Source organism: Bacillus sp. OV166, assembly GCF_900177675.1.
Taxonomy (GTDB): Bacteria; Bacillota; Bacilli; order Bacillales; family Cytobacillaceae; genus Neobacillus.
The window spans coordinates 1,451,617-1,473,511 of the sequence record NZ_FXWM01000001.1 but is presented as its reverse complement, the minus strand read 5'-3'; the positions used below and the strand labels follow the sequence as shown (position 1 = coordinate 1,473,511).

17 protein-coding genes and 1 pseudogene are annotated in these 21,895 nt (G+C 36.9%); 5 read left to right on the top strand and 13 right to left on the bottom strand.

The annotated features are described in order from the left end of the window. Positions 1-20 precede the first annotated feature (20 nt). From CCK98_RS06975 to uxaC, 5 genes are all read right to left on the bottom strand, one after another. Positions 21-1,181, bottom strand: coding sequence for a Gfo/Idh/MocA family protein (locus tag CCK98_RS06975; RefSeq protein WP_179195730.1), 1,161 nt, complete (start codon positions 1,179-1,181; stop codon positions 21-23). A 2-nt stretch (positions 1,182-1,183) separates the two neighbouring features. Continuing rightward, positions 1,184-2,071 (bottom strand): sugar phosphate isomerase/epimerase, encoded by an 888-nt coding sequence (locus CCK98_RS06970; RefSeq protein WP_088085903.1) that lies wholly within the window; start codon positions 2,069-2,071, stop codon positions 1,184-1,186. Further along, positions 2,072-3,007 (bottom strand): AraC family transcriptional regulator, encoded by a 936-nt coding sequence (locus tag CCK98_RS06965; protein WP_088085902.1) that lies wholly within the window; start codon positions 3,005-3,007, stop codon positions 2,072-2,074. Positions 3,008-3,246: 239 nt separating this feature from the next. Further along, complete coding sequence (gndA, locus tag CCK98_RS06960) at positions 3,247-4,659, bottom strand: NADP-dependent phosphogluconate dehydrogenase (RefSeq protein ID WP_088085901.1); 1,413 nt, start codon at positions 4,657-4,659, stop codon at positions 3,247-3,249. Between the two features lie 74 nt (positions 4,660-4,733). Then, on the bottom strand, positions 4,734-6,137 hold the full coding sequence (gene uxaC, locus CCK98_RS06955; protein WP_088085900.1) for a glucuronate isomerase: 1,404 nt from the start codon (positions 6,135-6,137) through the stop codon (positions 4,734-4,736). A gap of 259 nt (positions 6,138-6,396) precedes the next feature. On the opposite strand from uxaC, the gene CCK98_RS06950 reads away from it, so the two are divergent. Continuing rightward, a complete protein-coding gene (locus CCK98_RS06950) occupies positions 6,397-7,590 on the top strand; it encodes an ROK family transcriptional regulator (RefSeq protein WP_088085899.1) in 1,194 nt (397 codons plus the stop codon). Between the two features lie 73 nt (positions 7,591-7,663). Here CCK98_RS06950 and CCK98_RS06945 read toward each other — a convergent pair whose 3' ends face one another. Both CCK98_RS06945 and CCK98_RS06940 read right to left on the bottom strand, forming a co-directional pair. Next, the gene (locus CCK98_RS06945; protein ID WP_088085898.1) at positions 7,664-9,046 is read right to left on the bottom strand and encodes a glycoside-pentoside-hexuronide (GPH):cation symporter; all 1,383 of its coding nucleotides are present in this window, start codon (positions 9,044-9,046) and stop codon (positions 7,664-7,666) included. Between the two features lie 310 nt (positions 9,047-9,356). Next, a complete protein-coding gene (locus tag CCK98_RS06940; protein WP_088085897.1) occupies positions 9,357-10,760 on the bottom strand; it encodes an MFS transporter in 1,404 nt (467 codons plus the stop codon). A gap of 525 nt (positions 10,761-11,285) precedes the next feature. Between CCK98_RS06940 and CCK98_RS06935 the strand changes: the two genes are divergently transcribed. Together CCK98_RS06935 and CCK98_RS06930 are read left to right on the top strand one after the other, a co-directional pair. Beyond that, positions 11,286-12,704 carry a diguanylate cyclase domain-containing protein gene (locus tag CCK98_RS06935; protein ID WP_179195729.1) on the top strand — a complete coding sequence of 473 codons (1,419 nt, stop codon included), beginning with the start codon at positions 11,286-11,288 and terminating at the stop codon, positions 12,702-12,704. A gap of 437 nt (positions 12,705-13,141) precedes the next feature. Beyond that, on the top strand, positions 13,142-14,209 hold the full coding sequence (locus tag CCK98_RS06930; protein ID WP_256942274.1) for a HAMP domain-containing sensor histidine kinase: 1,068 nt from the start codon (positions 13,142-13,144) through the stop codon (positions 14,207-14,209). Between the two features lie 46 nt (positions 14,210-14,255). Here the strand turns inward: CCK98_RS06930 and CCK98_RS06925 are convergent, their stop codons facing one another. From CCK98_RS06925 to nagA, 5 genes are all read right to left on the bottom strand, one after another. Then, entirely contained in the window at positions 14,256-15,254 is a 999-nt protein-coding gene (locus tag CCK98_RS06925) for a CAP domain-containing protein (RefSeq protein ID WP_373408487.1), read from the bottom strand. A 157-nt stretch (positions 15,255-15,411) separates the two neighbouring features. Continuing rightward, positions 15,412-16,149 carry an SIS domain-containing protein gene (locus CCK98_RS06920; RefSeq protein WP_088085895.1) on the bottom strand — a complete coding sequence of 246 codons (738 nt, stop codon included), beginning with the start codon at positions 16,147-16,149 and terminating at the stop codon, positions 15,412-15,414. A gap of 21 nt (positions 16,150-16,170) precedes the next feature. Then, positions 16,171-16,893, bottom strand: a complete 723-nt coding sequence (locus CCK98_RS06915; protein ID WP_088085894.1) for a GntR family transcriptional regulator — start codon at positions 16,891-16,893, stop codon at positions 16,171-16,173. Between the two features lie 24 nt (positions 16,894-16,917). Then, positions 16,918-17,673, bottom strand: coding sequence for a glucosamine-6-phosphate deaminase (gene nagB, locus CCK98_RS06910; RefSeq protein ID WP_088085893.1), 756 nt, complete (start codon positions 17,671-17,673; stop codon positions 16,918-16,920). After that, entirely contained in the window at positions 17,670-18,869 is a 1,200-nt protein-coding gene (nagA, locus tag CCK98_RS06905; RefSeq protein ID WP_088085892.1) for an N-acetylglucosamine-6-phosphate deacetylase, read from the bottom strand. The genes nagB and nagA overlap by 4 nt, the downstream gene beginning before the upstream one ends. A gap of 294 nt (positions 18,870-19,163) precedes the next feature. Between nagA and nagE the strand changes: the two are divergent. Further along, positions 19,164-20,600 (top strand): annotated as a pseudogene (nagE, locus tag CCK98_RS06900) (N-acetylglucosamine-specific PTS transporter subunit IIBC); the annotation flags it as partial. Between the two features lie 111 nt (positions 20,601-20,711). Next, positions 20,712-21,140, top strand: a complete 429-nt coding sequence (locus CCK98_RS36085) for a PTS glucose transporter subunit IIA (protein WP_256942534.1) — start codon at positions 20,712-20,714, stop codon at positions 21,138-21,140. Positions 21,141-21,246: 106 nt separating this feature from the next. Here the strand turns inward: CCK98_RS36085 and CCK98_RS06895 are convergent, their stop codons facing one another. Next, a complete protein-coding gene (locus CCK98_RS06895) occupies positions 21,247-21,888 on the bottom strand; it encodes a copper homeostasis protein CutC (protein ID WP_088085890.1) in 642 nt (213 codons plus the stop codon). Positions 21,889-21,895 lie beyond the last annotated feature (7 nt).

Genomic DNA, 21,895 nt, shown 5'->3' with positions numbered 1-21,895 from the left:
AATCTCTTAAATGTCTATGATTATTTTCTAACAGGATACTTATTTTCTTCTTCAATCTTTTTATTTAATTCTGCTAAATAGACCTCTTCATCAATCGGAAGCTCAACTTCTTTACCTAACCAGCTTGATAAGTGGATAGCATTTGCCAAGGCTACTCCATTGATCCCATCGCTTCCAGGCGCGATTAATGGTGTGCCATCTATAATATTTGCTGCGAAGTTCTCCAAGACAGCAATATGTTGGCCGCCCCAAACACTTTCGAATACAATCTCTTCTGTGCTATAAATATCTGAAGTGTCTCCACCCATGAAAATACTCATGACATCTTGCATGTTCATCGTAGCATTCATTTCTGGTTCAGGTTTGTTAAGTCGTTTGATGGTAATTTTCTTGCTGTCATCAACAACGATTTTTCCGTTGTCTCCTAAAATTTCAAAACGGTCCGTACCAATAATGTCATGTGTCGCTGTAATAAATACACCAGTAGCGCCATTACCGTAGTCAAACATAGCTGTTACTTCATCTTCAACTGCAATATTACGTTGGTAACCGTATTTCACATTCGAATAAACCTTTTTAGGCATCCCGCAAATCCACTGAAGTAAATCAATTTGGTGTGGTGCTTGGTTGACTAGAACACCGCCGCCTTCGCCGCCCCATGTTGCTCTCCATTCACTTTGATCGTAATAACCTTGTGGTCTCCACCATGTAGTAATAATCCAGTTTGTACGGCGGATTTTACCAATTACATCATTATCAATAAGCTCTTTCAGTTTTTGATAAAGTGGGTTCGTTCTTTGGTTAAACATGATCGCATAGGTTAACTCAGGCTTTGTAGCGGCAAATTCATTAAGTTCTTTCACCTGTTTTGTATAAACACCTGCAGGCTTTTCAACCAATGCATGGATGTTTCTCTTCAACGAATCAATCCCCATTTCAGGGTGCAGGTAATGAGGTACACATGTCACAACAGCGTCAACTTCACCGCTTTCAAGCATTTCAATATAGTTATCATAAAAAGGAACATCAGGATATTTTTCTGCTGCTACTGCCTTTTTAGCTGGGTCGTTATCACAAATTGCTCCAATCACCATGTTTTTAACTTTTCCTTCTGAAATAAATTGAGCGTACGCTCCACCTTGCGCTCCTAGTCCAACAATACCTAATCTTACAGTTTTCATAATTATTTCTCCTCGCTTTCTATTTTTTGAAGAATTTCTAAAAGTGCTTCATATTGAAGCTTATAGCCGCCTGCACCATCGAGACCTTTGTCATCCTTAATAATCTCTGCAGCATCCTCCAGTTCTAAATCCTTTAATGAATCAAATAAAACGAGATGTGGTTCAAGCGTTAAGAAGCCTTTGTAACCGCTTTGAATAAATTGTTTCAGGAGCTCAGGTATTTTCCCTTCTCCAGTCCCACAGACAACATTTTGACTGTCAGATGTTACAGCATCCTTTATGTGTATATAAACAATCTCATTCTTTAAGAGATCGTAACACTCCTGTGTGTCCTCACCGCACTGTACGAAATTAGCGAAGTCGAAAATCCCTTTGAAGTAAGGAGAACCAACCTCTGTTAATATCTCATGACAGCGTCTTCCTATATCACCAAAGATATCCTTTTCATTTTCATGCAGTAAAATAACATTGTATTTTTCAGCAATGGCTGCATATTCCTTAAGCTTACTAACGACTTCCTTACGATATTGGTCGGCATTGTCGCCCTTAGGAATATAAAAGCTAAATATACGGATATATTTACAATTTAATAAGTTGGAAATTTGACAAAGCGTGTCCAACATGACCTTTTGATGGGCAAATCCATCTTCATCGTTTATGAACACCTTGCCAATTGGCGACCCTATTGAAGAAACACCGATACCTGCCTTTTGAAGCCGTGGTTGTACATTATCTTTAATCTCATCAACGGTATAATCACCAATATTTTTCCCATCAATACCGCGTAAAGAAAGATAATGCATACCAAGATTTGAGACAACTTCAAGCTGGGTATCAAAATCAGAAGAGATTTCATCTGAAAAGCCTGAGATCATTAAGTCTTTATTCATTTAGGAATGTTCCCCCTTTTTCACAGTAATGTTGCTAGAAATTTTATTTTTACGATAACGTGACGGTGTGGTGCCCACCTTCTCTTTAAAATACCGACTAAAATGGGCAACACTCTCGAAGCCAGTTACCCGTGACACCTCTGTTAGCGTTCGATCAGGCTCCATTTCCAACAAATACTTCACCTGATTGAGCCGGCACCCCATTACATATTCCATCACCGTAAAGCCAGTGATTTCCTTAAACACATGCGAAGCATAATACTTACTCAGATTCAACTCTGCAGCCACTCTATCTAAACTTATTTTTTCGCTATAGTGTTCATTAATCCAAGACGCAATGGCCTCTGCATGATGTTCCTTTTCAGTCTTTTTACTTGTTACTTGAGATAATTCTTTTTGACTCATTTTAAAAATTCCTAACAATAATTGAACTAACTCAAGTTTCACTTCGGCTTCTAATAGTTCATTTTTCTTGCCGGTTCGTTGCATTTCTTCATTAATTTGTTCCAACGACGCGGCGATTTCCTTTATCCGTCCATCAACAAATTGTCCCGCTTCATCATATCGTGTTCGCAGCAAACAATTGTTAAGTTTCTTAAAAGGATCTAACAAATTTGGGATTCCAAGAGCTGTCAATAACTCTTGCAGCCACGTAGGTGAAAAATGAAGCATACTCCTTGTATACGTGCTGCCTGTCCTCGGGTTCGGTTTATGCAATGTCATACCATCCAAAAGAATGATATCACCAGGCTGTAATTCATAAATCCTATTATTAATTAAATACTTACAATCACCCGAATGAAAAAAATAGATCTCATATTCTTGATGTGAGTGAAAATTAAATATGTTGGACTCCATACCTTGTACTCGGTAGAATGCGTTTATCCATTCATCCATTATTTTCCTTCTGTTAGGAGATATATTCCACTCATCCATTACTCTCACACCCTTATAGGTAAGCGTTAACAAATTAATTTGTTAACTTAACATACTATTATTATATTGCACTTAGAAACTAAAATCATTCTCTAAAACTGCTTAAAAAATAGTTGATTTTTGACTCACATTGCTTTTTAATAATAAATTTAAGGCAACCGACTATAAAAAAAAAGAGACGAAACCAGCCCCTATTGAGCTAGTTTTGTCTCTTTTGAAAGTGGTTCAAATCAAACTGCTTATTCCATCCAGTGTGTATGGAATACTCCTTCTTTATCAACACGTTGATAGGTGTGAGCACCAAAGTAGTCACGTTGTGCTTGTAACAGATTAGCAGGTAAAGTTTCAGTCCGGTAGCTGTCATAATAGGCAATCGCGCTAGCGAATGAAGGTACAGGAATACCACGTTCAATTGCCACAGCAAGAACTTGACGTAATGGCTGTTGATAGTTTTCTACAATTTCTTTGAAGTATGGATCTAACAATAAGTTTCTTAATTCAGGGTCGCGATCATACGCATCTTTAATCTTTTGTAAGAATTGTGCACGAATGATACAGCCTCCGCGGAAAATCATCGCGATATCACCGTAACGAAGATTCCAATCGTATTCTTCAGAGGCAGCACGCATTTGTGCAAAACCTTGTGCATAAGAAACAATTTTACTCATATATAATGCTTTTCGAACTGCTTCGATTAATTCTTCTTTATTGCCTTCAAACGCCTTAACTTCTGGTCCATTAAGAACCTTACTTGCCTTAACACGCTCATCCTTCATTGCTGAAATAAAGCGGGCAAATACAGATTCAGTGATAATTGGAAGTGGAACACCTAAGTCTAAAGCATTTTGGCTTGTCCATTTACCAGTACCCTTTTGACCAGCTGTATCGAGGATTAAGTCAACCATTGGTTTACCAGTTTCTTCATCCACTTTTGTAAAGATATCAGCCGTAATTTCAATCAAATAGCTGTCTAATTCGCCTTTATTCCATTCAGCAAAGACCTCATGAAGCTCTTTTGCATCTAAACCAAGGACATTTTTCAAAATAAAATAAGCTTCACAGATTAACTGCATATCTCCATATTCAATTCCGTTATGAACCATTTTCACATAGTGACCCGCACCATTTGGACCAATATACGTACAGCAAGGATCGCCCTCTACTTTTGCAGAAATGGCTTCTAAGATTGGTTTAACAAGGTTATAAGCCTCTTCTTTACCGCCTGGCATGATAGAAGGACCTTTTAATGCGCCTTCTTCACCACCTGAAACGCCAGTTCCGATGAAATGGAATCCTGCTGTCTCTAGTTCCTTATTACGTCTGATTGTATCTTGGAAGAATGTATTCCCACCATCAATTAGGATATCGCCTTCTTCAAGAAATGGCTTTAAAGAGTCGATGGTTGCATCTGTTGCAGTACCAGCTTTAACCATTAATAAAATTTTGCGAGGCTTTTCTAAAGAATTAACGAATTCTTCAACAGAACGTGCACCTACAAAGTTTTTTCCCTCTGCTTCATTCTTTAAAAACTCTTCTGTTTTATCGTATGAACGATTAAATACAGCAACGGAATATCCACGGCTTTCAATATTTAGGGCAAGGTTTTTACCCATAACAGCTAAACCAACTACACCAATTTGTTGTTTAGACATACTATCCCTCTTTCATTATTAATACTATTTAGATAACCACATTTCTTTCATTAATACAATTAAAAAGTGCTTTTTTAGCGTCTTAAAAAATATTTTTCGGCATTATCATAACAAATATTCCTTACCATTTGCTCCATTTGCTTCATGTCATTCGGCGCTAACCCTTTTTCAACCCAATCACCAAGGAGGTTACACAGAATTCGGCGGAAGTAATCATGACGTGCATAAGATAGGAAGCTGCGAGAGTCTGTCAGCATACCGATAAAGTGACTGAGTAATCCGACATTTGCAAAATCCTTCATTTGTCTCTCCATACCATCGATATGGTCTAAAAACCACCAGCCAGAACCTAATTGAACTTTTCCTGGAATCCCTTCTTCATAGAAGTTACCCATCATTCCTGCTAGCATAACATTGTCTTTTTGGTTCAAGTTAAACAGTACTGTTCTCGGCAATGCATTTTCTTGGTCTAAGGAATCTAGGAAACGAGATAATCCTTCTGCCATATTAGTTTCTCCAACTGAGTCAAATCCAACGTCAGTTCCAAGAAGTTCTTTCATTCTTGTATTATTGTTTCTCATCGCTCCCATATGGAGTTGCATAACCCATTGTTTCTCGGCATACATCTTGCCAAGCTCTTTTAATAAGTAGTAACGGTAAGAAACTAATTCACTAGTTGAAAGCTCTAAGCCGCTTAATCTTTTATTGAAAATTTCTTCAATCTCTTGTTTTGTAGATTCCACGTATTCCATATTTTGAATGTCATGGTCCGATGCGCGACCTCCGTTTTCATGGAAGTAGGCAATTCGTTGCTTTAACGCTGCTAATAATGCGTCAAATGAATCCACGTTTACACCTGAAACTTGTGTTAATTTTTCAATCCAGCTAGCGAAAGTTGGACGTTCAATAAAAAGCGCACCATCTGGACGGAATGTTGGAGCAATAATTGTTTTAAAGGTCTCATCATTTTTCAATAATTGATGGAATTCTAATGTAGAGATTGGATCATCCGTCGTTCCGATAAACTTTACATTTGATCTCTCAATTAAAGCTCTTGCACTGAATTCAGGCGTCTGTAACTTTTCATTACATTCTTCCCAAATTTCACGAGCTGTCTCAGGACTTAATACTTTATCAATACCAAAGACCATTTTTAATTCTAAGTGCGTCCAATGGTATACTGGGTTTCCAATTAAATGTGGAACTGTCTCTGCCCATGCTGCGAATTTTTCCCAATCACCTGCATCTCCGGTAATGTATTCCTCTCCAATACCATTCATGCGCATTGTTCGCCATTTATAATGATCCCCACCAAGCCAGATTTGAGTAATATTTTCATATGACTTGTTTTCCCATACTTCCTTCGGATCTAAGTGACAGTGAAAATCAAAAATTGGTGAAGATACTGCGGCATTTTCATAAAGCTTAACTGCAGTTTCTGTATTTAACAAAAAGTGTTGATCCATAAATTTTTTCATCGAATACCTCTCCTTTAGATAGAAATTCATACGGTTAATGCACATCTGTAACCCCTTACAGAAATATATAAGTATTTGTTATCAGATAGTTCTCTTTTAATTTGTTTATTAAACAAATTAATTACATTCCTAATTTATCATGTTTAATATGTTTAGTCAATTAACTATTTAGGAATTAATAGAATAATAACGACCTTTTAATGAAAGAACTGATATAATAAGGATATAAACAAAGGAATGCACGAAATGGAGGATAAAAATGGTTACTGGTGATGCGGCATATATAAAAAAAATTAATCGCTCTTTAATCCTTAGAGAAATTGTTAAAGAAGGAATGATTTCGAGAGCAGATCTATCCAAAGCCACTAACTTAACAAGAGCAACCATCTCAGCACAAGTTGCAGACTTATTGGAAGAAGGGCTTATTATAGAGACACAGCTTGAGCATTTTTCGGTTGGAAGAAAGCCGATTATGCTCTCATTGAACGGACAAGTTGGCTATGCACTTGGTATTGACCTTGATTATGGTCAAATATCATTTACATTATCAGACCTTCTTGGCGGTCCTGTTTCATCTAATATTATCAAAATAAATACTGCAGATTATACAGAGATACTTCATCTTTTAATTCAACAAATCAAAAAGTTCAAAGCAGATTACACTACGAGCCGCTATGGTATTGTAGGAATTGTTATCGCCATCCATGGTCTAGTTACAAAAGACGAAGAAATCCACTATGTTCCACGGTTTAATTGGCATGACATTAATCTCAAGCGTGATTTAGAAAGAGAATTTGATTCGGCTATCTACCTTGAAAATAATGCAAATCTAAGTTCTTTTGCCGAAAGGGTCTTTGTGCACCATGAAACAGACAACTTGTTATGTGCGACCCTCTATTCTGGGATCGGCCTAGGTATGATGATGAACAATGAGTTTTTTCGAGGGAATGACGGATATGCTGGTGAAATAGGTCATATGATTGTTGTTCCACAAGGTAAACCATGCAATTGTGGAAATAAGGGATGCTGGGAAAAGTATGCTTCAGAATCGGCCATTTTTGAACATTTATCTAAAAAACGACAAATAAAGAATCTAACTTACGAACATATTCAAAAGTGGCTTAATGAAGGCGATGTGGAAGTGCACGAACTGATGGAACAATTCCTTTTTTATCTTTCCATTGGATTGAATAATATGATTAACATGTATAATCCAGACGTACTCGTGCTTGATAGTGAACTGTTGCGTATGTATCCGGACTCTCTAGATAAAATTAGTGGAAATCTAAATTCTTCAATTAGTCATTACCGGGAATTAATGATCTCTACTATCGGGAAAGAATCCTGTGTCCTTGGGGCATGTGCACTTGCTATCAAACATTTTCTTGATGTCCCGATGTTAAATTTACCCTATGAGATAAAATCCAACCGAATTGGAAGCGCACTCATTTAGAACATGATTACTTCTTCTTTCAAGGGAAAAACCCCTTTTAGCTAGTGCTAAAAGGGGTTTTTAACGATGTTTATTACGCACTTTTTAAACTATCATTCACCTTTTGTTTATCTTTAAGTTCATCAACAATCTTTTTATAAAGATCCTCTGTTAAATTATACAGAACAATTAAGATAACCGCTGCAATTAAGTTTAGTCCGGCTGGAACGAGGAACATAAGCCCTTTAATACCAAGGAGTGCGCCAGCAGTTTGTTCTGCATTTGGAACATAACCTATTAATCCAAGGGCAACGCCAGGAATAAAACCAGCTAACGCCTGTGCTAGTTTACGGAAGAAACTGTAACTTGAATATACAATCCCTTCTGTCCGTTGTCCTGTTTTCCATTCATGATAATCCACTGCATCCGCAACCATTACCCATGGTAAACCTAGTGCAAAGCTAAGACCTAAGCTTCCAATTGTAAGTAATATAAGGAAAGTCGGTACGTTAGCTGGTAGAACAAAGTTTGCAACATCCGCGGCAATTCCAATAAAAAGACCGATAATAAATGTTTTCTTTTTTCCAAGTCTTTTAACAAGTGCTGGAATAAAAAATGAACCAATGACAGCGATTCCAATACTAGTAAATGAAAGCAAAGACATAAGACCTGAATTTCCTAAATTATATTGTAAGTAATATAACTGAACAGCTGTGCGTAGGTTACTCCCAGCAACCATAAACAAACAAACGAAACAAAGAGCAATTAGCGGTCTATTACTTAGCAATAATTTGAAGAGTTTTGACATCGGAAGCTTTTCTTCTTCTTTTTTAGGCACCCTAATCACATTTTCATTTGTATTACGATAGCAAATATAATGGAATATGACCCCAATTAACGCCATCGAACCGATTCCCACAGTATATCCTAATTTTTGATCTGGAAAATATAAAACAATTGGGATAACAACCATCCCCGAAATAAGCATTGCAAATTGGCTGCCAATAGCTCTGAAGGATCCAAGAGATGCACGATCCACAGAATCTTGGGTCATGGAAGCTGCGAGTGATCCATAAGGAATGTTAACAATGGAATACGACAACCCAAAGGCCATATAGGTTATAAAAGCAAATACAATTTTTCCTGTATCTGAAAAGTCAGGTGCCATGAAAGAAATGATAGTCATAATAGCAAGCGGAATCGATCCAAATAAGATGAACGGCCGGAACTTACCTCGTTTACCTACCTTCCGTTTATCCACAAAAGCACCTACTGAGGAATCTGCAAATGCATCAAAAATCTTTGATACTAAAAATACGAGGCCGCCCCAATAAGCCGAAATTCCTAAAATATCTGTATAGAACTTTAGCAAATAAATTTGCCCCATATCAAACATAAAGCCGTTACCCACATCACCTAAACCGTAGGAGATTTTTTCTTTTAAGGTTAATTTTTTTTGGGCACTATTCTCCATCATGACTCCCTCTTCCTTCTATAATAATTAAATGTGTTTTAGCTGTAACCCTTTTCAAAACTACAAAGAATAAATGTTTAAATCTTTGAGCTTGAAAAAAGGTTTTTTAATTTGTTTAATAAACTAACAAATTAACTTCATTGATAGAATACCACCGTCGACAAATTTCGTCAATAATAATTTGTAAGCGTTTATCATCCTATTCATCCCATTTATTAACATTTATCCAGTAAAGATCAATAAGGGAGTTCATAGCATAACAGAAAAGGCTCCGATTCGCATGAAATCGGAGCCTTTATTTACCTATTTAATTTTAGCCTTTTCTCTTTTCAGCTAAATCAGCTGCAAGTTGTGCTGTACGCTTTTTGTTTAATGGATAACAGAATACAATAATTAGGAACACAACAGCAAGTGTGATTGCAGGTACTAGAGTTCCAAGTGTATGAATTCCTTGAAGCGTATCTGCTGACTGTGCTTTAAGAGTTGGATTATAACCGACTGCTGCGATTGCTGCACCGCCAACACCACCGGCAACTGCTTGACCAACTTTACGTGCCATAGAATAGATCGAGTAAACGGTTCCATCTTCACGTAAGCCAGTTAAATACTCATGATAATCAATAACGTCAGTAACGAAAGCCCAAATGACAAGGTTGAAAATACCATAACCAAACATTCCAACGGTTAAAATTCCGATAAATTGTGTTGCTGTTATGTTAGGAAGGAAATATAGAACTCCGTATACAATAGCAGCAAGTAATAAACCACCAGAAGCCACTTCTTTTTTACCAAATTTCGCAACTAATGGTTTAACAAATGGCATACCTACAAATACTGCAATAGCTTGAAGAAGACCAACCATACTTAGTGCTTTAGCATTTCCAAAGTAATCCTTAAATAAATAAACGTTTACTGCACCAATTAACATAAAGACAACCAGGAACAATAATGAAGCAATAAGGAACCAAATTAATGGTCTGTTTTTTACAAGACCTTTCATTGTTTGTCCTAAGTTCATCTGTGGTTTAGTTGTTTCATTCAATGTAATCCGTTCAACCGATAATTTATAACAAGCCATATAACAAGCAAGTGCAAGTCCACCGAAAATTAATGCAGCTAATATGAAGCGATTAGCATCTGGTCGGTTGTTAACAAACAAAATCATAGGACCAACCACGTTAATAATTAAACCGGCCAAGTTTCCACCTAATGTTCTCCAGCTTGATAGTGCTGTACGTTCAACAGGATCGCCTGTGATAACTGAAGCCATTGATCCGTAAGGAATATTAACTGTACTATATAGTGTTCCCCAAATAATATATGTTACGTAAGCATAAGCAAGATAAAATCCATCGGACATTCCTGGAATGTGAACAAACATTAAAATACCAGAAATAACAAGCGGGAAAGACATTCTAAAAATCCAAGGCTTGAATTTGCCATTTTTCCCTGCTTTTCTTGTATCAATAAAACGGCCCCATGAAACGTCTGCTACTGCATCCCACAAACGGGCAAGTAAGAATAAACCACCGACTGCAGCAGGATTAATATGAAAGACATCTGTATAGAAAACCATTAAGAATGCGGCAACTAGAATAAAGAAGAAATCGTTCCCCCAATCACCAAACATATAACCAAGTTTGTCTTTCATTCCAAACTTTCTAAATTCATTTGCAGAACCTTGTACCTCAGCCGATTTTTTTGCAAGTTGACTCATTTTTTACCCCTCCATTATGCATTTAATTTGTAATTCACCCCGAAAGCTATACGTTTAACTCCATGAAACTTTAGAACTCTCAATACTTTGAAACCCTTTTCAAAACAAATTATAAAAAAGACAATTAGTGCACTTCTTTTAATTAGTTTATTGAACTAATTAATTAGTATAGTTGTATCTTATCATCGACTATTTACTCAGTCAACAACTTTTTGTAAGCGTTTAATTAAAAAATATTCCAATTATTAAAATCCCTTCTCTTACGTGATCAAGTGCTTAAGATAGTTTGAAGTCAGAAGTAGTATATTGATGTAATTAAAAGAAAACGACACTTAATGTTCAAGGACGTCACCTGTTGTTCAATATTGAGCAAGTTATTTATTACCTTTAATACAGGAATCCTTTTTTAATCTAACTTTGTCATAAATATCTAATTCATAGTATAATTGGAAGATGCAAATAATTCATGAAATAATATTGCACAATAGCTCTAAGAACTTTATTCACTATTCCAGGAGAGTATTCATGTTAAAAGATTTTGTTTCAAATGGCGCACTATTAATTGCTTCCTTTTCTATTATGGGAGTGTTATTTAAAGATAAGCCAATAAATCCTTCCTCTCCGCTATCCTCAAAATTATATTGGGGACTTTGTTTTGGAGTTCTAGGGAATATTTTAATGACGTTTAGTATTCAAATTAACGCAACCACAATTGCTGATCTACGCCATTTGGCAATAGTGATCGCTGCAACTTTCGGTGGGTATATCCCAGCAATATTGGCTGCTGTCCTTATTGCAGCAGGAAGAATCCTTCTTTTTGGTATGAATGAATCTTCCTTACTGGGAGCAATCGGGGCTGTACTAACAGGCATCCTCTGTGGCGGAATCGCAACATTAAACTGTTCCAGAACTTTAAAGGCTTTCATAATGAATCTGATTGGTTTGTTAATTGTTTCAATCATTTTCATTATCAGAATTGACAACTTCCCAACACTCAAAAATGTTTTAACCATACATTATTTAATTTCTCTCATTGGTGGTTTTTTTGCTTATCATTTTTTTGTCTTCGTGGTGAAGTCATACGAAGTACAAAATCAGTTAAAGCATAATGTCATGAAATTGAAGGAAACAGAAGAACGTTTTCGCCTCATAGCTGAATATTCCAGTGACATGATTACAATGCACAACGAAAAAGCCGAATATATTTATATTTCACCCGCTGTAAAAGAAATTATTCATTTTGAGTACACTGAACTTCTCGGAAAAAAAATGGAGGTTTTTATTCATCCAGATGATGTTGCCCAAACAAAAGACATGTTTGAAAAAGCACTTCATGAGGGTGTGGCTGAATCAACTTACAGGTACCGTACGAGTAAAGGAGATTATGTTTGGATTGAATCTACTTTAAAGAGTGTTCACTTCGAAGAAGATGGAAGTAAGAAAGTCATTATTGTATCAAGAAATATTACTGATCGAAAACTTACGGAACAAAAACTACAAGAGGCAAATCAATTACTCAATCAACTATCCTACTTAGATGGACTAACAGGGATTGCCAACAGAAGATATTTTGATGAAACGCTTGAGAAAGCATGGGCTAATTCTTCTATAAGTCATACACCAATCACATTAATTATGTTTGATATTGATTACTTTAAAAAATACAACGATACATACGGCCATCTAACTGGAGATTTTTGCTTACAATCAATTGCACAAGCTATTAACAATCAAATAGCTGTTAAATCTCATTATACTTTTTGCCGTTATGGAGGGGAGGAATTTGCTCTCATCTCTCCTTCTACAACCATGGAGGAAGGGATGAAAATTGCTTATCAAATTCAGGGGACAATTAAGTTACTTAAAATTCCCCATATTAGTTCTGACATTGCTGATATTGTTACGCTAAGTATTGGATTTGCCACAATGGTCCAACAACTTTAGAAAAACCGCAGGCATTAATCCAAATGGCTGATTCGGCATTATATTTATCTAAGACAAAAGGTAGAAATACAATTTCATCCTCTCATTTAAGCATGGAAGGCTTGTAAATAATACAAGCCTTCCTTTTTTTATCAAATCCAAACATATTTTTCTAAATATTATGCAAATTTTGTTGTATAATGCGGAAAATACATGTAAAATTTTCCTATCAGCCCTTTTTGGATGGTGATGACAATGGAAATTACGAAACATCTTTTCTTTAACCTCTCAATATATATCGTTTTATTGTTTTTTGTTTAATTTTTTTCGATAATTATAAAAAATTCACCCTATCCAAACCCTCACTAACATTCTTTTTTATTGTCATGTTATGGTTATGTATTCAATTCTCATACAATCCAATTTCATATGCTCGATATGATTTAAGGATTATTCCTTTGGTTTTGGGGGCCCTTTATGTTGGAATTGGCCCGATTCTAATTGGGGCAATTATTATTATACGGGGTTTCTATGGCTTTGATTCAGGTTTTTATCAAACAATGTTGCTTTATGTACCTCTCACAGTAGTATTTTGGCGATTATATCCTTGGTTTTTAAAGCAAGTGCCAGCACGCCGCATTTTCGTGACAGTATGTTTGGGAATAATCCTCGGCATAGTGACAGTTATTGGGATGAGTTTCGCCCATCCCCATTACTATTGGCTGGATGCATGGACTGCGTTCTTATTCATTCCCTCTCTCGGAATTGGGATCATTTCATATGGGATTGAATTTGTTAGAAGAAATAATGAAATGCAGCAGCAGCTGATTAAAGCTGAAAAGTTAAAAGCAGTTGAACAAATGGGAGCTGCCATTTCCCATGAGATTCGAAATCCACTAACTGCAGCTAGCGGGTTTGTTCAGCTCCTGCAAGATGATTACCTTTCAAGGCATAAGCGGAAAGAATATTTATCTATCGTAAAAGAGGAATTAATTTCGGCTGAACGGGTTATACAAGATTATTTAACCTTTGCAAAACCATCGATAGAAGCGTTTGAGGAACTAAATGTAAAAAGTGAATTACGGCAAATAATTAATATTCTTCAGCCCTTAGCCAATCAAAATTCAGTCGAGATTAGCACAGACTTTTCAGTGATTGGGTTTATAAAAGGGGATGGGCAAAAGTTCCGTCAATGCTTTGTGAATGTCCTCAAAAATGCAATTGAAGCAATGCCTAATGGAGGTTATTTAACTGTTACAACTGAGTATAGTAAAAACAATGTAACCATTAGTGTGAAGGACACTGGTGTAGGAATGACCATAGATCAGCTAGAGCGATTAGGAGAACCATTTTATTCCACAAAAGGAAAAAATGGAACAGGCTTAGGTATGATGGTGGTTTACAGCATTGCACGTGCAATGGATGGTACGGTTTGGGCTGAAAGTGAAGTGGGAATGGGAACCACTTTTCATTTTAAATTTCCAACGATTTCGTCGATAATGAAAAAAGAAAATAATATCATTTAAAAAGCAAACCGACAGAAGACTAACTTTTGTCGGTTTGCTTTTTACTTTATTTGCCAATAAACATTTGGGTCCAGTGTTTGCCTGTCGCTTCAAATCCTACCCCAATATGAGTAAAATTTGAACTTAAGATATTTTTACGATGCCCTTCACTGTTCATCCAAGCAGTTACTACTTCTTGTGGCGTTCGTTGTCCTTGTGCGATATTTTCACCTGCAGATTTATAAGTCACGCCAAAGTCTCTCATCATGTCAAATGGTGATCCATAGGTTGGGCTTGTATGTGAAAAATAATTTTTTTGCTGCATATCCAACGATTTTTTCTGTGCAACACTGTTTAACTGTGTGTCAGCCTTTAAAGCAGGAAGTCCGTTTTTACTGCGTTGGGCATTTGTTAAGTCAATTACTTGTTGTACGTATTGACTAACTGTCCCAGTAGCCGGTGCATTATTTTGTGTAGTAGTTGGCTGTTTTGGTGCCGGTTGGGCTTGTGGTGGTGCTGGCCGTTGTTGCTTCGGTGCTGGCTGTTGTTGAATTGGTGCTGGTTGTTGAATTGGTGCTGGTTGTTGTTGGACTGGTGCTTGTACATTCGGTCTTTGCTGCTGAATATAAGGTTGGATCTGTTGGAGTGCCAAATTACCTAGACTAGGATCGAGACGAATAAACTGGTACTTTGCATCTTGGATTAATACCGCCCTTGTATGAGGGTATTGATTACTGTTCAAATTTGTTTGATATGCAGAAATCATATCATCATTGTTTTTGTAATATTTCTTGTTTTTTCGATTATTGTTATAAAAATTTACATCAGAATCAGATTCGCTGTTATTATTGTTCGTGTAATCCTCAGTCAAAGGACCATTGTGGTCGATCCCATCATCTCTCCCATTACGTACATCCATATAAGGGGTATTGATTCTGTTATTGGTGTTCATTCCTATACGATTTGACCCTTGATCATTTATTTCTTTATTATCATTGTTATTACAAGCAGCAAGGCCCATTGTTAAGACCGCTGTTAAAAGTAACCCAACTGGTTTTTTTATCAATCGAAATACCTCCTTCTGAAATTCATGTTGCCTTCATAGTGTTAATGTTTTTCAAAGAAAGTATTGATGGAAAATAAACGTATTTAATAATCGGGCATAATCACAATTTTCCACAAAAAAAACCAACTATTGAAACTGTCGGCTTGTTTTTAAGGGGTCATTTTTCCAGCATTGGAATCCGGCCTTTATATTTGTTAATAAGATCTCGATTATGTTCTTCGGCACCATCTGCATTGCCACTTTTAAAGATTGGCGGTTCAAAATTATTTTCAATCATTATGCGGATCGCTTCAACCATTATTCCGTTAACAATTGCTGTCCCTATAACCGTTGAACCAGAACCAAAGTTTACACCAAGTGACTCGTGCTCCATTAATGCATCACCCACTTTAATATGATTATCAATGGAAAGGTCCGCCGTATGATACAAATATTTACCACTTTTATGTCTTGACTTCACTGTTTTTGTATAAACATACGATGTGACGCTAATGACAAATGCACCTTTATCTTTAGCAATCTCGGCCACATCAATTGGCACAGGATTCCTGCCAGAGGTTGATGCGACAATGACAACATCTTGAGGTTGAATCTTCACATTTATCATGAATTGTTCTGCAAAATCATTTTCTTTTTCTAATTGAGAGGAGCGAACCGCCCCTTTATGCAGCATTAAATCTTCTATTAGGATTGGATTAATTGGAACCAGTCCACCAGCTCGGTAAAATAGTTCTTCCCCAAGCATATGGGAATGTCCGCAACCAAAAACATGAACAATCCCATCCTTTTGGATGCACTTGGCCACTTTCTCTGCAGCTATTTTGAGGTTTTCATTTTCATCTTTTTCGATTAAGCTTAATAATTCTTTAAGCTTAGAAAAATAAAGATTGAACAAGATAAATAATCTCCTTTGTTTTCAGCGTTTCATCTGAATCATAAACTTGTAACGATCCGCCCGATATACAGATTTAACAAATTCAACCGGGGTAGTATCTTTAAGAAAAGTATTTCTTTGGATTAACATGACTGGTGACCCTTTGCTGATCTTTAAATAATTTGCCTCACTTTGGCTGGCAATTGATGATTCAATAATCTGAGAAGCGCTATCAATTTTTAAGTCTAACTGTCCTTCAATATGTGCGTATAGGGATTCATTTACAATTTGTTCCGTAAGCCCTTTAACGAGATTTGCTGAAATATAATTTGTTTCTAAGGCCATTGGGACACTATCTGCCATACGAATCCGTTTGATTTCATATACGGGTCCATATTCAGAAATCAAAAGCTGACCTGCTATTTGTTTTGTCGCCGGAATAATTTCAAAGTGGATTAATTGGCTCCCTGGTTCCAATCCTCTTGCCTTCATATCTTCTGTGAAGCTTGTTAATCCCTGAAGGGGCTGTTCGATTTTTCTTTCTGCAACAAATGTTCCTTTTCCTTGCAAACGATATAAATAGCCCTCATTTACTAACTGTGTAAAGGCCTGTCTAACTGTCATCCGGCTAATTTGATATTTCTCCGCATATTCTCTCTCAGGAGGGAGAGAATCACCAGGTCGCAATTCGCCGTTTTCAATTAACTCTTTGATATATCCTTCAAGTTGATAATAAATTGGGATGGGAGAATTCTTATTAATCATTTTCCTCCAACTGCATCCTTTCCTTTACATTGGCACCTTTTCGCTATAGTGAACCTTTAGATCTGCTATTGCCGCTTTATCTGCAATAATTGTAACACAAGGATGATTTTTCAACACGGATGCAGGAAAACTTTCATTAATTTCGCCGTTCAAAAGTCTAAACAGTGCTTCTTTTTTCTTTTCACCTGAAACGAGAAGAAGAATTTCTTTGCTTTTCATAATGGTTGCAATCCCCATCGTAATCGCTTTTGTAGGAACCTCTTCAATTCGGTTAAAAAATCTTGCATTTGCTTGAATGGTCGAAGGTGCTAACTTTACAATATGCGTTTTGGAATCAAAGGAAGTCCCTGGTTCATTGAATCCAATATGCCCATTACTGCCAATTCCGAGAATTTGTAAATCAACGCCACCATGCTTAGCAATTAAATCTTCATAACGATCACATTCTTCTTGAAAATCAGCAGCAATTCCGCTTGGAATATTTGTTTTAGCTTTATTCATATCAATATAATTAAAAAGTTGGTTATTCATAAAATACCGGTAGCTGTTCTTATTATCACCTGATAGTCCCATGTACTCATCCAAATTAAAAGTGGTTACTTTCTGATAAGAGGTCCCATTCATTTTGTGATCCTCGATTAGCCTTTTATAGGTTCCGATTGGTGTCCCACCTGTTGCTAATCCAAGTTTAATACTTGGATTCTGAACTACCTTTTCAATGATAAATTCAGCCGCTCTGTTACTCATTTGTTGATAATCTTTTACTTCGATAATTCTCATTTTGAGTTTTCCTCCCTATTAAATGCAATTGCCCCATGGCAAAGTGTCATATAAACTTCCATTTCTTCATCAAGAATGACAATGTCTGCGTCTTTTCCAACAGCAATACTGCCTTTCCGATCATAAATATTCAACTGCTTTGCTGGATTCACGGAAGCCATTTCAATTGCGTCTTCAAGTGGACAGCCAGTGTAAGCAATAATATTTTTTACTGCATGCCCCAATTTTAAAATACTTCCTGCCAGGGTTCCGTCCTCAAGGATCGCTTTTCCATTTTTTACCGTTACCTCTTGACCACCAAGATCATATTTACCATTTTTCAAACATTTTGCACGCATGGAATCGGTTATTAAGATTAACCCTTCACTTTGTTTTTGTTTGAAAGCAAGTTTTACCATTTCCGGACGAACATGCACCCCATCCACGATAATTTCAGCCTTTAATTCGTCTCGTAAAAAAGCTGCACCCACGACACCGGGTTCACGATGATGCAGTCCCCTCATTTGATTAAAAAGATGGGTTACGTGATTTGCGCCAGCATCAATGGCTTCGTCAACCTCATCAAAGGTTGCATCGGTGTGACCAATTGATGCAATGATCCCATTTGACTTTAAATATCGAATCATTTCTAGTCCACCTGGACGCTCTGGGGCAAGTGTGACAAGTTTAATATTTCCATTTGTGAGATTTTGCCATTTTTGAAATAAAGCAAGGTCTGGGTCAATAATATGCTGAATCGGCTGAGCCCCTGCTCTTTTTGAGTTTACAAACGGACCTTCAAGATGGAGGCCAAGTATTTCGGCCTTTCCAATTGATTGCTGCTCTTCAATGTATTGCCCTGCATTTATTAAAGCATTTTCAATTTGTTTACCTTCTTGAGTCATTGTTGTAGCTAAAAAACTCGTGGTTCCTTCTTTCGGTAAAGCTGTAACCATTATGTCCAGTGCTTCCTTAGTGGCGTCCATCGTATCAGCACCATTGACCCCATGAATATGAACATCGATTAAACCGGGAATTGCTTTATAGTGCCCAGGAAGCTCAATAATTTCAAATTCATTTTCCTTTTCAAGTTCTTCCATTGATCCGATTTCCACTATTTTTCCGTTATTTATTTTAATAAATCCATTTTCAATTAATATATCTTCTGAATAAACTTGGACTCCCTTAAGCAAAATATGACTAATCTGTTGAATCATTGATATTACTTCCCTTCAGGTAATTCTACAACTATATTCTAGCATCACCTATTTCTAGTTGTCTATACCAATTTTATCTGATGAAAAAATTAAAATCCTCCACTTATACTAACCATATGATAGTAAAGGAATGTAACTATCTATTATAAAATTTTTAAAATTGGTATAGACATCTATAAACGTTTAGTGGTATATTTACTCATGGAAAAGCGCTTACACCAATCATCAATTATTTTGATGGAATACTTCATTTTATAGTTAATTTTTTTAAAACTTTAGTTAGGAGGTAATACGATGAAGAAATATTTACAAAGAATTGGTCGTTCATTGATGTTACCTGTAGCTGTTTTACCGGCTGCAGCCATTTTGATGGGTATTGGTTATTGGATCGACCCTACAGGTTGGGGGGCGGATAGTCCGCTAGCTGCTTTCTTAATTAAAGCTGGTTCATCAATTATTGATAATATCCCCATCCTATTTGCTGTTGGGGTAGCACTAGGGATGGCGAAAGAAAAAGATGGTTCATCTGCGTTAAGTGGTCTAGTAGCTTACCTGGTTGTAACAACCTTGCTTTCAACAGGATCAGTGGCATTGCTACAAGGAATTAAACCAGAAGAAGTGGATCCTGCGTTTGGAAAAATCGGAAATGCCTTCGTTGGTATTATTTCGGGGATAGTCGCATCAATGATGTACAATCGATTTAGTCATGTGAAGCTTCCGGATGCTTTAGCATTCTTTAGCGGGAAACGACTCGTTCCAATTATGACAGCGGTTTCGATGTTAGTCGTTTCTGCAGTATTATTCTTTATTTGGCCGCCAATTTTTACAGGATTAGTTTCTTTTGGTAAAGGGATAAGTGGATTAGGTGCAGTTGGCGCTGGGCTATTCGGATTCTTCAACCGACTACTAATTCCAACTGGCTTACATCATGCCTTAAACGCAGTGTTCTGGTTTAATGTTGCAGGAATCGATGATATTGGTAATTTTTGGTCTGGAAAGGGAGTAAAGGGAGTCACAGGAATGTATCAAGCCGGCTTCTTCCCGATCATGATGTTTGGTTTACCAGCAGCAGGGCTGGCAATGTATCATACAGCTAAAACGAAAAAGAAAAAGCAAGTAGCATCCTTAATGCTGGCAGCAGGTTTCGCTGCATTCTTTACTGGGGTAACAGAACCATTGGAATTTGCATTTATGTTTGTAGCACCAATGCTTTATTTGGTGCATGCGGTATTAACAGGTATTTCATTAGCGATCGCAGCTGCATTTCATTGGACAGCAGGATTTGGGTTTAGTGCCGGTCTAGTAGACTTTGTTTTAAGTTCAAGATTGCCGATGGCAAACCACCCTTATATGTTAATCCTTCAAGGTTTAGTGTTTGCGGTTATCTACTATTTCTTATTCAGATTCATCATTACGAAATTCAACTTAATGACTCCTGGACGTGAAGAAGATGATGAGGAGTCTTCTGATGTTGTAGTTGCAGCAGGTGAAAGTAAATTTGCCGCAATGGCCGCACAGATATATGAAGGATTAGGTGGAGACGCAAATGTTACTTCTGTAGACAATTGTGTAACGCGCTTAAGAATGGAAGTAAAAGACATGAATGCAGTCGACCAACAAAAAATTAAAGCGACTGGTGTACCTGGAATCAATATCGTTGGGAAGCAAAGCATTCAAGTGATTGTCGGAACCAATGTACAATTCGTAGCAGACGAAATTATAAAATATCGTAATGGGACCAATAAATTTGATAAGGCTGGAATTAATTCGGATTTAGCACAAAAAGTGGCGGCTCCTACTGAAACTAATGAACTCTCACCACTTTCTGAAAAAGATTTTGTTATGCCAATCGAAGGGGAAATTATCCCGATTACTGAAGTGCCAGACCAAGTTTTCTCACAAAAAATGATGGGTGAAGGCTTTGGAATTATTCCATCTAAAGGTACTGTCGTTTCACCAGTGGACGGCGAAATCATGAATATTTTCCCTACTAAGCATGCAATCGGAATTAAATCAAAGCAAGGCTATGAAATCCTTATTCATATTGGCTTGGATACCGTTAATTTAAAAGGTGAAGGCTTTAATGTACTTGTAAAAGAAGGACAGCAAATAACTAAAGGTCAGGAAATCCTGAACTTTGATCTAGAATTCATTAAGAAATCAGTACCATCAGCTGTTACACCAGTTATCTTTACAAACTTAAGAAAATTAAATGTAAAGAAACAAGGACACTCAGCCCAAGGTCAAGACGGAATCCTATCAATTGAATAACAACAACGGCAGGTGCCAGGCACCTGTCGTTTTTTGGATAAAATGACTGAATATCAACTCAGCGATATTCAAATACTTATCAACTTGTGTTTTCGGAGCCCGCAACTTAACAAAGCTCACCCACAATTTTTGTCCCGTGAACTTCACTAATATTTAACATACTTGCTATATTATTTAGGTTCTTGTTAGTAATTCCCCCGCCGGGAAGAATAATAATTTTGTCACCCGCAAAATCCACAAATTCCTTCAAACGGCTAAGGTTGTCTTCGATTGATTTAGTACTAGGTCCTCCGTGTGTTAAAATTCGATTCACTCGATGTTTCACAAGCCAATCAATAGCTTCAAACTGATATTCATTTTTTATCTGATCAAACGCCATGTGAAAGGTTACATCCAGCCCTTTCGCAGATTCTAGCAGTTTGAGCATGGCATCCTCATCAATCCAATCAGAATCATTTAAGCAGCCAATCACCACTCCATCTGTCCCTAACTGTTTGAAATGGGCAATATCAATTTGCATAATCTCAATTTCTTCTTTAGTATAAGTAAAGTTTCCGCCTCTGGGCCTAACCATGGTCATTACCTTCGTATTTTTGGAGTGACAATATGAAATGGTTTTTGCAGCTACCCCGTGACTAACAGTAGTGCCTCCGACAGATAGGTTGTCACAAAGCTCAATGCGATGTCCCCCCTTTTCAATAGCCACAGGAACCAAAGTAAAATTCTCTACACAAACTTCTTTTAGCATATACACC